The sequence below is a fragment of the Microbacterium testaceum StLB037 genome, from assembly GCF_000202635.1.
GTDB lineage: Bacteria > Actinomycetota > Actinomycetes > Actinomycetales > Microbacteriaceae > Microbacterium > Microbacterium testaceum_F.
Genome location: NC_015125.1, coordinates 2,225,275 through 2,238,380 on the forward strand (window position 1 = coordinate 2,225,275; position 13,106 = coordinate 2,238,380).

Annotated in this window: 10 protein-coding genes; 2 read left to right on the top strand and 8 right to left on the bottom strand. The window is 71.7% G+C overall.

Annotated features, from left to right (window positions below; translation table 11 throughout):
• Positions 1–24: 24 nt before the first annotated feature.
• A complete protein-coding gene (locus MTES_RS10100) occupies positions 25–1,122 on the top strand; it encodes an LLM class F420-dependent oxidoreductase (protein ID WP_013585154.1) in 1,098 nt (365 codons plus the stop codon).
• A 179-nt stretch (positions 1,123–1,301) separates the two neighbouring features.
• Here the strand turns inward: MTES_RS10100 and MTES_RS10105 are convergent, their stop codons facing one another.
• The 4 genes from MTES_RS10105 to galT form a co-directional block, all read right to left on the bottom strand.
• Complete coding sequence (locus MTES_RS10105) at positions 1,302–2,810, bottom strand: carboxylesterase/lipase family protein (protein ID WP_013585155.1); 1,509 nt, start codon at positions 2,808–2,810, stop codon at positions 1,302–1,304.
• Positions 2,811–2,833: 23 nt separating this feature from the next.
• Positions 2,834–3,787: a hypothetical protein gene (locus tag MTES_RS10110; protein WP_013585156.1), complete on the bottom strand. Its 954-nt coding sequence runs from the start codon at positions 3,785–3,787 to the stop codon at positions 2,834–2,836.
• Positions 3,788–4,145: 358 nt separating this feature from the next.
• On the bottom strand, positions 4,146–5,297 hold the full coding sequence (galK, locus tag MTES_RS10115; RefSeq protein ID WP_013585157.1) for a galactokinase: 1,152 nt from the start codon (positions 5,295–5,297) through the stop codon (positions 4,146–4,148).
• Positions 5,294–6,469, bottom strand: coding sequence for a galactose-1-phosphate uridylyltransferase (galT, locus tag MTES_RS10120; protein WP_013585158.1), 1,176 nt, complete (start codon positions 6,467–6,469; stop codon positions 5,294–5,296). Before galT ends, galK begins: the two co-directional genes overlap by 4 nt.
• Before the next feature lie 50 nt (positions 6,470–6,519).
• Between galT and MTES_RS10125 the strand changes: the two genes are divergently transcribed.
• Positions 6,520–7,485 carry a LacI family DNA-binding transcriptional regulator gene (locus MTES_RS10125; protein ID WP_013585159.1) on the top strand — a complete coding sequence of 322 codons (966 nt, stop codon included), beginning with the start codon at positions 6,520–6,522 and terminating at the stop codon, positions 7,483–7,485.
• 264 nt (positions 7,486–7,749) lie between these two features.
• Here MTES_RS10125 and MTES_RS10130 read toward each other — a convergent pair whose 3' ends face one another.
• The 4 genes from MTES_RS10130 to MTES_RS10145 form a co-directional block, all read right to left on the bottom strand.
• A complete protein-coding gene (locus MTES_RS10130) occupies positions 7,750–9,084 on the bottom strand; it encodes an extracellular solute-binding protein (protein WP_013585160.1) in 1,335 nt (444 codons plus the stop codon).
• A 73-nt stretch (positions 9,085–9,157) separates the two neighbouring features.
• A complete protein-coding gene (locus tag MTES_RS10135; protein WP_013585161.1) occupies positions 9,158–10,105 on the bottom strand; it encodes a carbohydrate ABC transporter permease in 948 nt (315 codons plus the stop codon).
• Positions 10,102–11,031 carry a carbohydrate ABC transporter permease gene (locus tag MTES_RS10140; protein WP_013585162.1) on the bottom strand — a complete coding sequence of 310 codons (930 nt, stop codon included), beginning with the start codon at positions 11,029–11,031 and terminating at the stop codon, positions 10,102–10,104. The genes MTES_RS10135 and MTES_RS10140 overlap by 4 nt, the downstream gene beginning before the upstream one ends.
• On the bottom strand, positions 11,028–13,061 hold the full coding sequence (locus tag MTES_RS10145; protein WP_013585163.1) for a beta-galactosidase: 2,034 nt from the start codon (positions 13,059–13,061) through the stop codon (positions 11,028–11,030). Before MTES_RS10145 ends, MTES_RS10140 begins: the two co-directional genes overlap by 4 nt.
• Positions 13,062–13,106: the final 45 nt, after the last annotated feature.

Consider the following 13,106-nt stretch of genomic DNA (forward strand, 5'->3'; position numbering starts at 1 on the left):
GGTTGTGCGCATCGCGGAGGTTATGTGCGCCTTGGGCGCCCGTGCGCCGTCGCCCCGCCGCCGCCGCCGCCGCGCGTCGCGCCGCCGCGCGGTCCGCCGGCGCCCGATGTCGGTCGCCGCGCCGTAGGTGAGCGCAGTGGAACGTTCGGAATCTTCGTCCCCCAGGGCTGGCGCTTCGACCTCGTCGGCATCGATCCGAGCGAGCACTGGCGCGTCATGAACGCGCTCGCCCAGAGCGCCGACGACGGCCCCTGGACCTCGCTGTGGGTCTACGACCACTTCCACACCACCCCCGTCCCGAGCGCCGAGGCCACCCACGAGGCGTGGACGCTCATGGCCGCCTTCGCCGCCGCGACCGACCGCGTCCGTCTCGGCCAGATGTGCACGTGCATGGGGTACCGCAACCCCGCCTACCTCGCGAAGGTCGCGGCCACCGTCGACGCCATCTCGGGCGGGCGCGCCGAGATGGGCATCGGCGGCGGCTGGTACGAGCACGAGTGGCGCGCCTACGGCTACGGCTTCCCGCCCATCGCCGAGCGCCTCGGGCGCCTGCGCGAGGGCGTCGAGATCATGCACCAGGCCTGGACCACGGGTGAGGCGACGCTGTCGGGGAAGTACTACGAGGTCGACGGCGCGATCGTGCAGCCGAAGCCGCTGCAAGACGGCGGCATCCCGCTGTGGATCGCCGGCGGCGGCGAGAAGGTGACGCTGAAGATCGCCGCGAAGTGCGCCTCGTACACGAACTTCGGCGGCTCGATCGAGGAGTTCGAGCACAAGACCGCGGTCCTGCGCGGGCACTGCGAGGCGCTCGGACGCGACGTGAGCGAGATCACGCAGTCGACGAACTTCAACACGATCGTCGCCGAGACCGAGTCCGAGGCCGAGGAGCGTCTCGCCGCGGTCGTGGCCCGGCTCCGACCGCACGTGGGCGACGAGCGAGCGGATGCCATCGAAGCCGACTACCGCTCCTCCGACGGCTTCGGCACCCCCGAGCAGATCGTCGAGCGCCTGCGCGAGCGTGCGGCGCACGGTCTCGGCTACGCGATCCACTACTTCCCCGAAGCCGCGTACGACACCTCCGGCATCTCCCTCTTCGAGCGCGAGGTGATCCCACACCTCTGATCGTTCCTTCGGCGGCGGTGCCGGGCTCGCGGGAGGCCCCGCGCCCGCCGGCGTCGCGGAATCGGGTCAACGCATCGGAATCGGAACGCCGCCGCGGTGGCATCCGATTCCGATGCACCTGTCCGATTCCGCTGCGTCTTCCTCTCCGCCATGCGCTCGGGCGCTGTCCCGCGCCGAGGTCACACCAGCGGCGCCACCTCGGCGTACGCGTCGCTCTCGACGGAAGGGACGGATGCCGGAGCGTCGAACACCCGCGCACGTCGACCCGTGGCGTCCCACGTCGGCCAGCCGGGGTCGCCGTCGCGCACGAACGCGACCGCCGCGCCGTGCAGCTGCGCGGCCAGGTCGTGAGGGGGAGCATCACCGGCGATCGCGGTGACCCCGTCGGCGTCGAGGTGATCGAACCAGAACGGCACGTCGAGGCAGTGGCACGCGTCGCCGAACACCGGGGAGGGCCACGCGAAGCGGTAGACCCAGGTCGCCGGCGTCGAGCCGTTCATGCCGTCCCCTTCCCAGGACGGTGTCGCTCCCGCCGATCCGGCGTCCATCCGCGCCCGCGCCACCCGCAGCACCATCGTTCGGATCACCCGGTCGGTGGCGTACCCGCCGAGCACCGCCGCGGTCCCCCGCCGCCAGGTTCGCTCGAGGTAGGCGCGCCGCCGCGACCGCCCGAGTCCCAGCACGGCCAGCGCCAGCGATACGGGCACGAACCGCAGCACGGCGCGGTAGCGCGCCGTCAACATCGTGAACTCGTCGTCGGTCGAACCGATGACCAGGGGCACGCTCGGCTCCTCACCGAGGACTTCGAGCGGATGCCGCGGCAGAACGTCCCCGTCGATCACCGGCCCGAGCGGCAGACCGTCGTCGAGCAGCGCCGTGAGCGACGCGAGAGCGCGCCCGCGCGGAGGCTTCCCCGCGGCTTTCTGCAGCTCGATCAGCCGTTCTTCCGGCACGGACGCGAATCCCGCGCGATCCGCGGCGACCCCCGCCAGCGATGCCAGGCGCGCGGCGAAGCCCCGCGCCGCATCGACGGCGACGGCCCCGATCGCCGGCGAGATCGCCATCGCACCGCGGAAGAGTCCGGATGCCGCCGGGCTCGCCATCAGCGCGAGCACCGACCCGCCGCCCGCCGACTGCCCCGCCACGGTCACGCGCGCCGGGTCGCCGCCGAACGCGCCGATCTCGTCGCGCACCCACTCGAGCGCGGCGATCTGATCCCGCAGACCACGGTTCGAGGGCGCTCCCTCGATCAGTCCGAACCCGTCGAAGCCGATCCGGTACGAGATCACGACCGTGATCACCCCGTCGCGCGCGAACGCGTCGCCGTCGTACCACCGGCTCGCGGGCGACCCCGAGGTGTAGCCCCCGCCGTGGATCCACACGAGCACCGGGAGGGTGGCATCCGGATCTCGGTCTGCGGGGGTGAAGACGTTGACGTTCAGGGTCGCGTCGCCCGGCACGCTCGGCTCGGGGATGAGCGTGATGCCCGCGTCACCACGCTGCGCGGTCGGCCCGTACGCGGTCGCGTCGCGCTCGCCCTCCCAGGGCTCGACGGGCACCGGCGCGGCGAAGCGCAACGGCCCGACCGGGGGCTGGGCGAAGGGGATGCCGAGGAAGACGGCGGTCGAGCCCCGGCGGAACCCGCGTAGGCGTCCCCTCGAGGTGGTGGCGAGCACGGCGGCATCCATGTCCCCATCCTGCCCGTGCGGGCTCACCCCTGAGCGCCGTCCCACCACCGCAGGACGCGGAGCGCGAAGAACGTCAGCCACCGCGAGGGTTCGCCCGCGTCCACGTCGACCGGGAACCACACCGCCCCGTCGAGGGGGTACGCCTGGTGCCAGGTGCCGTCGGCATCGCGCGAGGCCCGCACGCGCTCGACGGCATCGGCGAGACGCGGATCGGGCGCGGTGCCGTCGAACTGCGCCGCCGCCCGAAAGTGGTCAAGGGCGCGCAGCGCGCTGTAGCGGTGGCGGAACGGGTAGCCCAGGTGATGCGCCCACACGTGCCGCTCGCCGGTCGACAGCCGGTAGAGCAGCTGGCGCTCGAGCAGGTACTCCTCTGCGCCCTTGCGCGCCGCGTGCAGTTCCGGCGTCCCGCCGGTGCGCCACTCGTCGTCGAGGATCCCGATCACCGAGTTGATCGTCGAATGGAACGACGACTTCGTCGCCCCCTCCACCCACGCGCAGTTCCATCCGCCGTCGTTCAGCTGATGCTCGACGAACCAGTTCCGGATGCCGCTGACATCCGCCCCGAGCCACGCCCCGCTCGCGAGGGTGAAGGCGTTGATGCAGGCGTCGACCTCGCCGCCCCAGAAGGGCAGGTCGTCGTACTCCCAGCGGGCGTTGCGCTCGAGGAGTCCGGCGGTGTCGGGGCGGAGGGCGTCGGCATCCACTCCCCATTCGCGCAGACTCATCAGCGACCAGGACGTCGCCGTCCACGGCTGCGGGTCCCCCCACTCGAACCCGGCGGGGAAGTGCGCGCCGCCGGCCCAGAGCCCGTCCTCACCTTGCGCGGCGAGGAGCTGCGCGCCGAACCCCTCGTGCGCCACCCGGGCGCGGGTCGCCTGCCACTGGTCCTCGGGGGCGTCGAGGAGGTCGCGCTCGACCTTCCACCGCAGGCTCGGATCGCTGTCGGTCAGCCATGCCAGGACGTCATCGTCGGTCATTCGGGCAGGTTACGCCCGTCCGGCGGGCGTCGCCAGGTCGGCGTCCTCGGGCGCGCGCCCCCTCGCGATAAACGCTGATCCTCGCGAAACACGCGGTGCGGCAGCGTGTCTCGGGAGGAACGGCGTTTATCGGGCGTGCCCGGTGGCCGGTGCCCGGTGCCACCGCGCGCCGTGCCTCGTGCCACCGTGCCACCGCCGCGCGCCGCGCCACCCTCGCGATAAACGCCGATCCTGGCGAAACACGCGGTGCGGCACCGTGTCTCGCCAGGATCAGCGTTTATCGAGCACATGGGCGGCCGCGGCGCGCCCCCGCCCACGGCGTCACACGCCGCCCAGCACCCCACCACCGCCGACGGCGTCACGCGTCGCGGCGCGCGCCCTCCGACGGTGTCACCGTGAAGATGTTCGGCGCACGGAAGCCGGATGCCGCGAACGCGGCGTTCACGGCCTCGGTCGCCGCCGGGATCAGCCCGGTCGGGATCAGCGCGATCGCCGCCCCGCCGAAGCCGCCGCCGGTCATGCGGGCACCGAGGGCTCCCGCGGCGAGCGTCGTCTCGACGGCGAGGTCGAGCTCGGGCACCGAGATCTCGAAGTCGTCGCGCATCGACGCGTGCGACGCCGTCAGAAGGTCGCCGATGGCCGTGGGGCCTTCGGCGTCGAGGGCGGCGACCGTGTCGAGCACGCGCTGGTTCTCGGTCACGATGTGGCGGACGCGGCGGAAGGTCACGTCGTCGAGGATCTCCTCGGCACGCGGCAGGTCGTCGATGGTGAGGTCGCGCAGGGCGGCGACGCCGAACGCCTCCGCGCCCTTCTCGCACGAGGCGCGGCGCTCGCGGTACCCGCCCGAGGAGTGCGCGTGCTCGACGAGCGTGTCGGTGACGAGGATCGACAGCCCGGCGTCGGCGAAGCCGAGCGCCACGGGGCGGGTCTCGAGGGTGCGGCAGTCGAGGAACGTCGCCGCGTCGGCCACGCCGAGCATCGAGGCCATCTGGTCCATGATCCCGGTGGGGGCGCCGACGGCGTCGTTCTCGGCGATCCGACCGACGCGGGCGAGGGCGATCTTGTCGAGGCCCGCGTTCCACACGTCGTTGAGGGCGGATGCCACGGCCCCCTCGATCGCGGCGGACGACGAGAGGCCGGCACCCACCGGCACCTCCGAGGCCAGGGCGATGTCGACGCCGCGGGGCGCGGCATCCGGAGCCTCGTGAAGAAGCGCCCACGCCACCCCGAGGGGATACCCCGCCCAGCCGAGGCCGCCGGCGGCGATGCGCGCGTCGAGCTCGGCCAGCGGAACCTCGACCGCGTCGTCGGCGAATGTCGACCGAACGCGGATCACGTCGTCGTCGCGCAGGGCGACGGCGGCGGCGGTGCGCTGGGCGATCGCGAAGGGGAAGACGAAGCCCTCGTTGTAGTCGGTGTGCTCGCCGATGAGGTTGGCGCGACCGGGCGCCGACCACACCCCCACGGGGGGACGGGCGAGAAGGGTGCGGGCGTCGTCGACGGCGGTCATGCCGTCACCTCCGGAACGGTGTCGAGGGCGGCGCGCAGGCGCTCGGCCTGCGACTCGGGGGTCACGTCGCCGATCCAGGCGCCCATGGCGGCCTCGGATCCGGCGAGGTACTTCAGCTTGTCGGCCGCGCGACGCGGCGAGGTGATCTGCAGGTTGAGGCGCACGGCATCTCGTCCCCGTCCGACCGGCGCCTGGTGCCACGCGGCGATGTAGGGGGTCGGGGTGTCGTACAGCGCGTCGATGCCGCGCAGCAGCCGCAGGTAGAACGGGGCGAGCTCGTCGCGCTCGGCGTCGGTCGTCTCGGCGAGGTCGGCGACGTGGCGGTGCGGCAGTACGTGGACCTCGATGGGCCAGCGGGCGGCGAACGGCACGAACGCGGTCCAGTGCTCGCCGCGCAGCACGACGCGGGGGCCGGCGGATTCGAACTCGAGGATGCGCTCGAACAGGTCGTTCGAGGTGCGCGAGATGGTGTCGAGCAGGCGGTGCGTGCGCGGGGTGACGTACGGGTAGGCGTAGATCTGCCCGTGGGGGTGGGGGAGGGTCACCCCGATCTGCTCGCCGCGGTTCTCGAACGGGAAGACCTGACGGATGCCGGGCAGAGCAGACAGGGCCGCGGTCCGGTCGGCCCACGCTTCGATGACGGTGCGGGCACGGGTGCGCGAGAGCGAGCCGAACGACCCCTCGTGCGCGGGACTGAAGCACACGACCTCGCAGCGCCCGACCGACGTGCGCGTGCGGCCGAGGCCGAGGTGCTCGAGGTCGTCGTCGCCGCGGGGCGGGTCGACGGCCGCCGGGGCGTCGCCGATCGCGGTGTCGAGGGCCGGGCCGAAGGACGGCGACTTGTTCTCGAACACCGCGACGTCGTACAGCGACGGGATCTCCGACGGGTTGGTCGGCGTCTGCGGCGACAGCGGATCGAGGTGCGCGGGCGGGAGGAACGCGCGGTTCTGGCGATTGGATGCCACGGTGATCCAGTCACCGGTCAGCACGTCCTGTCGCATCGTCGCCGTCGTCGGCCGCGGGTCGAGGGTGCGGGCGTCGACCGCGCGCTCGGCGCCGAGCGTCGTGTCGGGGTCGTCGAAGTAGATGAGCTCGCGTCCGTCGGCCAGGTGGGTGGGCCGCTTGACGACGCCGGCGCCCAGGGGCACCGCGGTGAGGCTGTCCGTGTTCACGATAACACGCTACATCTGGCCCGTGCTATCGTCAACATGGAGGGGGCGTGATGCGCGTATCCATGGCCGACGTGGCCGAGCGGGCCGGAGTCTCGGCGCAGACCGTGTCGCGGGTGGCCAACGGCAGCCCCCGCGTCGACCCCGCCACCCGGGCTCGCGTCGAGAAGGCCATGGCCGACCTCGGGTATCGGATGCATCGCGCCGCGCGCGCCCTGCGCACGGGACAGACCTCGACGATCGGTCTGGTCGTGTCGACGCTCGCCTCCGTCGGCAACTCCCGCATGCTGCAGGCGATCTCCGAGGCGGCCGCCGCGCGCGATTACGCCCTCGCCGTCGTCACGGTGGGGGAGCGCGGCATCCGCGAGGCTTTCGCCCGCTTGCGCTCGCAGGGCGTCGACGGGGCCGTCGTGCTGAACGAGGCGACCGAGCTCGCGCGCGACGCGCAGCCGCCCGCCGACCTGCACCTCGTCGTGGTCGACTCCCCGGCCGACCCGCGCTTCTCGATCGTGCAGACCGATCACGCCGCCGGCGCGCGCGCCGCGACCACGCACCTCCTCGCCCTGGGGTGCGGCACGGTGCACCATCTCGCGGGTCCCGCGGGCTCCTTCGCGGCGGTGGAGCGCGAGCGCGGCTGGCGCGCGGCGCTGGCCGACGCCGGGGTCGCCGCCCCGGAACCCGTTCGCGGCGACTGGACCTCGGCATCCGGATACCGTGCCGCCCGAGCGTTGGTCGGGGCCTCGGCCGTGTTCGTGGCCAACGACCAGATGGCGCTCGGCGCCCTGCGCGCGTTCGCCGACGCCGGGCGGCGCGTCCCCGACGACGTCGCCGTGGTGGGCTTCGACGACATCGTGGATGCCGCCGAGTACCGGCCCCCGCTCACCACGGTTCGGCAGGACTTCGACGCCCTCGGCCGCCGAGCCGTCGCCGCGCTGATCGCCGCGATCGAGGGCGGCGACGCCGTCGCCGAGACGGTGCCGGCCGCGCTGGTCGTGCGCGCGAGCAGCGCCGCGATCTGACCGGCGCCCCCGAAGCCTGGCGCAGACGTCCGGGGCGGAGTTCTCGGTTCGGGGCGTGAAAGCCCCCGCCCCAAACGGAAGAACGCGCCCCAACCGGGGTGGTCCGAGCGGGCCCGCCCACCGCAGCCCCGCCCCCAGATGAAAGAACGCGCCCCGAACCGGGGTGGTCCGAGCCGGCCCGCCCCCGCAGCCCCGATGGCATCCGGAGACGGAAAACGCCCGCGGATGCCGGAGCATCCGCGGGCGCCTCCCCGGGGGGAACTGTTACTTCTTCACCGGGATCGACTGCGACTCGAGGGCGGTGATCGTGGCATCCTGACCCTTCTGGAGGGCGTCGGCGAGGGTGCCGCTCCCGCTGACCGCCGCCTTGAAGCCGTCGGAGACGTCGGCGTAGGTCTTGGTCATCGTCGGTCCCCAGACGAAGTCGGGGGTGACCTCGGTGGCTGCCTTGGCGAAGACGTCGTAGATCTTCTGGCCGCCGTAGAAGTCGACGCCCTTCGCGAGCGAGGGGAGCTTGAGGCCCTCGGTGGTGGCGGGGTAGATGTTCGCCTCTTCGTTCAGCGCGGTGAGCGCCTCGGTCGAGGTGTTCAGCCACAGCGCGAACTTCGTCGCCTCGTAGGGGTGCTTGCTGCCCTTGAGGACGGCGATCGACGAACCGCCCCAGTTGCCCGAGACCGCGTCTCCGGCCTTCCACTGCGGAAGGTCCGCGACCGACCAGTTACCGGCCGTGTCGGGAGCACCGCTCGAGATGGAGTTCGCGCCCCACACGGCGGAGTTCCAGGTCCACACCTGGCTGGAGTTGTAGGCGTTGTTCCACTCGTCGGTCCACGCCGGGTAGGTCGAGACGAGGTCCTGATCGATGAGCGACTGCCAGTAGTCGGCGACCTTCTTCGACGCCGGGTCGGTCAGCGAGACCGTCCAGCCGTCGGCGTCGTTGCCGAACCACTGCCCGCCCGCCTGCCACACGAAGCCGGCGAACTGGTTGATGTCGGACTGCGAGAAGTTGGTGATGTAGCCGCCGAGCGCGCGGATCTTCTTCGCGGCCTCGGTGTACTCGTCCCAGGTGGTGGGAACGGGGATGTTGTTCTTCTCGAACAGGTCGGAGCGGTAGAACAGGCCCATCGGGCCGATGTCCTGGGGGATGCCGTAGACGCCGCCCTCGCCGCCGAGCGCGACCTGGTTCCACGCCCAGCCGACGAACTGGTCCTTCGCGGCGACCACGTCGGAGCAGCCCGCGATGTTCTCCACGCCGTCCTGGACGAGGAAGTTCGGCAGGGCGTCGTACTCGATCTGGCCGAGGTCAGGAGCGTTGCCCGCGGCGATCTGGTTGAAGAAGTTCTGGTACGTGCCGTTGTTGCCGTTGGGGCCCGTCTGCACCTTGACCTGGATGTCCGGGTTCTCGGTGTTCCACATGTCGACGACCTTCTCGATCCCCGGGATCCACGAGGTGAACTCGAGGGTGACGGGGCCGTCGGAGGGTGCGCAATCGGCCGCGGCTGCGGCGCCGTCGCCACTGCTGCTTCCTCCGCCGGCGCAACCGGCGAGCAGGAGCGCCGACAGGGCGACTCCCGCCGTCGCTGTGAAGAGCTTGTGCTTCATGTGAGTGCCTTTCTCTGGGTACCCGGACGGGCCTTTCCGCCCGGGATCGGGGCGACCGGAGTCGCCGGAGGGATCACTTCAGGGCGCCGGTCCCGAGACCGTTGCGCCAGAAGCGCTGAAGGAGCAGGAAGATGACGATGAGGGGGATGACCGACAGCAGGGCGCCGATCAGCACGAGACCGCGCAGCTCCGGGATCTGGTTGAGCTGGTTGTTCCAGCCGTAGAGACCGAAGACCACGGGGAAGAGCTCTTCGCTGCGCAGCATGATCAGCGGCAGGAAGAAGTTGTTCCAGATCGCGACGAACTGGAAGAGGAACATCGTCACCAGCGCCGGGCTCATCAGGCGCAGGCTCACGGTGAAGAACGTGCGGATCTCGCCCGCCCCGTCGAGTCGGCTCGCTTCGAGCAACTCATCGGGGACGGAGGATGCCGCGAAGATGCGCGCGAGGTAGACCCCGAACGGGCTGACCAGCGAGGGCAGGAACACCGCCCAGAACGTGTTCGTCAGCTGCACCTGGCTGAAGATGAGGAACAGCGGAAGGGCCAGCGCGGTCGCCGGGACGAGCACACCGCCGAGGACGACGTCGAAGATGAGCTCGCGTCCCGGGAAGCGGTACTTCGCCAGCGCGTAGCCGGCCATCGCCGCGAGCAGCGTCGCCACCGCTCCGCCGAGCCCGGCGTACAGCAGCGAGTTGCCGAGCCAGCGGAGGAAGATGCCGTCGCGGTAGGCGAACAGGTCGCCGATGTTCGAGAACAGGCGCATGTCGGCGAACCACAGCGGGTTCGTCGTGAGGATGTCGCCGGTGCTCTTGCTCGAGGCCACCAGCAGCCACCACAGCGGCAGCAGGAAGTAGACCGTGAACACGGCCATGACGAGCATCGCCGAGGTGCGCGAGACGAGCGGCTCCCGGATCGCGCGCGAGCGGGAGGCGCCCGGACGCGAGGCTCCCGGGCGGGGCGCGCCGGAGCGGGCTGCCCCGGAACGGTCGGCGCGGGGGCGAGGGGTGGTGACGGCGCTCATGCGTTGCCCTTCTTCTGCATCCACTTCATGAACCCGAACGACAGGACGAAGGTCGTCACGGCCAGCACGACCGAGAACGCCGCGGCGAGGTTCGCGTTGGGGATGGATGCCGTCGCGTAGACGGTCATGTTCGGGGTGAAGGTGCTGGTGACCGCCGAGCTGAACGAGCGGAACACCTGCGGCTCGGCGAGCAGCTGCAGCGTGCCGATGATCGAGAAGATCGCGGTCATGACGATCGCGGGACGCACGAGCGGAATCTTGATCGACCACGCGATGCGGAACTGCCCGGCCCCGTCGAGGCGGGCCGCCTCGTAGATCTCGCTGGGGATCGACAGCAGCGACGAGTAGATGATCAGCATGTTGTAGCCGACGTAGACCCAGGTCACGACGTTCGCGATCGACCACAGCACGAGGTCGGCGCCCAGGAAGTCGACGTTCTTCGTCAGAGCGGTGAAGGGCGACAGGTTCGGCGAGAACAGCGAGCCCCACATGATCGCGGCGATCACGCCCGGGACGGCGTAGGGCACGAAGAAGGCGAGGCGGAAGAAGCGCTTGCCCTTGAGCAGGGGCGAGTCCAGCAGCAGCGCGAAGACGAGGGCGAGCCCGAGCATGACCGGCACCTGGACGACGCCGAAGGTGAGCATGCGCAGCATCGAGGTCCAGAACGCCTCGTCCTGGAAGACCAGCGCGTACTGCGCGAGCCCGCCGAAGACGAGTTCGGCCTTGCCGAAGGTGCCCTCGCGACGGACGACGAGGAGCGACTGCCCGATCGCGAAGATGATCGGCAGCACGTAGAACAGCAGGAACAGGACCGCGAACGGCGCGAGCAGCGCCGCGATCGCGCCCTTGAACGGCACGCGCGGGCGCCGCGGGTGCGGAACGCTCGGTCGTTCCGCGCGCGCCGGGGCGGGGACGGTGGTGGTCACGAGGCCTCCTCGATGATGCGGACGGCACCGCCGGCCACGCGGACGGGGCCGGCGATGGCCTCGCCGCTGATCGCATCGCGGCCGCGCGCGGCGATCTCGACGGTGTCGGTGGTGTGGTTGATGACGAACAGGAACGCCCGGTCCGCGCTGACGCGCCGGATGACGTCGACGCCGAGCGGAACGGGAGTGGTCGGGATGCCGGCATCCTGTGCCGCGCGGGAGAGCAGGGCGCGGTAGTCGGCGGCGGAGGGCAGGGTCGCGAGGTACCACGCGCTGCCCTCGCCGACCGCGCGGCGGGTGCGGGCGGGAAGGCCCGCCGCCGGTCCGTCGAGGAAGCGGGCGTCGACCTCGGCGTCGGTGACGCGCAGGCGTTCGGCCCACACCGAGGCGGTGCCGCCGTCGTCGAGAGTGACCGTCTGACCGGGACCGAGGGGGGCGAACTCCTCCGAGACGATCCCGAGCAGGTCGCGGAAAGCGCCGGGGTACCCGCCGAGACGCACCCGGTCGTCCTCGTCCACGATGCCGCTCGCGAAGGTGATGACGGCCGTGCCGCCGTCCTCGACGAAGCGGGCGATGCGGGCGGCGTCCTCGTCGCGCACGAGGTGCAGCGCGGGGACCACCACCAGGCGGTACCCGGTCAGCTCATCGTGCGCGGAGACGACGTCGACGCTCACGCCCGAGCCGGTCAGCGCCGCGTGCGCGGCGTGCACCTGGTCGAGGTAGCGCACGTCCTCACTGGGGCGTCCCTCGTTTTCGAGCGACCACCAGCTCTCCCAGTCGAACAGCAGCGCGGCGTCGGAGTGCACCTGAGAGCCGGCGACCGGCTGGAGCCGCCGGAGGGTCTCGCCCACCTCGAGCACGGTGCGCCACTGCGCGGTGTCGGTGCCGGCGTGGGGCAGCAGGGCGGAGTGGAACTTCTCGGCCCCCTGTGCCGAGGCCCGCCACTGGAAGAAGCAGATGCCGTCGGCACCGCGGGCGACGTGCGAGACGACGTTGCGGAGCAGCTCGCCCTCGCCCTTGGCGAGGTTGTGCGGCTGCCAGTTCACCGCACCGGTCGAGGTCTCCATGAGCAGCCACGGGGTACCGCCCGCGAGGCCGCGGGTCAGATCCGCGGCGAACGACAGCTCCGCGGTGGGGTCGGCGAGCCGACGGTCGAGGTAGTGGTCGTTCGCGATGACGTCCATCTCGCCCGCCCACGACCAGTAGTCGAGGGTGCGGATGTGGGCGGTCACCATGAAGTTCGTCGTGACGGGGGCGGTGCTGTGCCGGCGGATGGCCTCGGCCTCCGCGCGGTACAGCTCGAGCTGCTGGTCGGAGGAGAAGCGCTGGAAGTCGAGCAGCTGCGCGGGGTTCCGCAGCGACAGCGCGGTCATCGGGGGGAGGATCTCGTCCCAGGCGCCGTACCGCTGGCTCCAGAACGACGTGCCCCACGCGGTGTTGAGCGCGGCGATCGACCCGTAGCGTGCTTCGAGCCATCCCCGGAAGGCCGCGGCGCTGGCGTCGCAGTAGCAGAGGGAGTTGTGGCATCCGAGCTCGTTCGAGACGTGCCACATGGCAAGGGCGGGGTGGTCGGCGTAGCGTTCGACGACCCGGCGGCTGACCTCGGCCGCGTAGGCGCGGAACACGGGCGAGCTCGGGCAGTACGCCTGGCGACCGCCCGGGAAGCGGCGCGTGCCGTCTTCGGCGACGGGCAGGATCTCCGGATGCCGCGTGGTCACCCAGGGAGCGGGGGAGGCCGTGGCCGTGCCGAGGTTCACGCGGATGCCGTGCGCGTGGGCGAGGTCCATGACCTCGTCGAGCTCGTCGAAGGACCACACGCCCGGCGCCGGGTTGATCCACGACCAGCCGAAGATGTTGACCGCGACGAGCGAGACGCCGGCCTGCCGCATGAGGCGCATGTCCTCGTCCCAGACGGCGCGGTCCCACTGCTCGGGGTTGTAGTCGCACCCGAAGACGAGGCCGTCGCGGGTCAGCGGCTCCAGAGGGGAGCCCTGACGGGTCTCGGGGGCCAGGCGGTCGACGGCGAGCATCCGGGGCGCGCTCCTTTGCGGGGTTGTGTGAACGTGCACACACGA

Excerpts from the sequence above, each read along its gene's own strand:
- MTES_RS10105 (WP_013585155.1), bottom strand. The coding sequence starts at position 2,810 with ATGGATGCCGCCGTGCTCGCCACCACCTCGAGGGGACGCCTACGCGGG.
- MTES_RS10130 (WP_013585160.1), bottom strand. The coding sequence starts at position 9,084 with ATGAAGCACAAGCTCTTCACAGCGACGGCGGGAGTCGCCCTGTCGGCG.
- MTES_RS10145 (WP_013585163.1), bottom strand. The coding sequence starts at position 13,061 with ATGCTCGCCGTCGACCGCCTGGCCCCCGAGACCCGTCAGGGCTCCCCT.
- MTES_RS10125 (WP_013585159.1), top strand. The coding sequence starts at position 6,520 with ATGCGCGTATCCATGGCCGACGTGGCCGAGCGGGCCGGAGTCTCGGCG.
- MTES_RS10135 (WP_013585161.1), bottom strand. The coding sequence starts at position 10,105 with ATGAGCGCCGTCACCACCCCTCGCCCCCGCGCCGACCGTTCCGGGGCA.
- galK (WP_013585157.1), bottom strand. The coding sequence starts at position 5,297 with ATGACCGCCGTCGACGACGCCCGCACCCTTCTCGCCCGTCCCCCCGTG.
- MTES_RS10110 (WP_013585156.1), bottom strand. The coding sequence starts at position 3,787 with ATGACCGACGATGACGTCCTGGCATGGCTGACCGACAGCGATCCGAGC.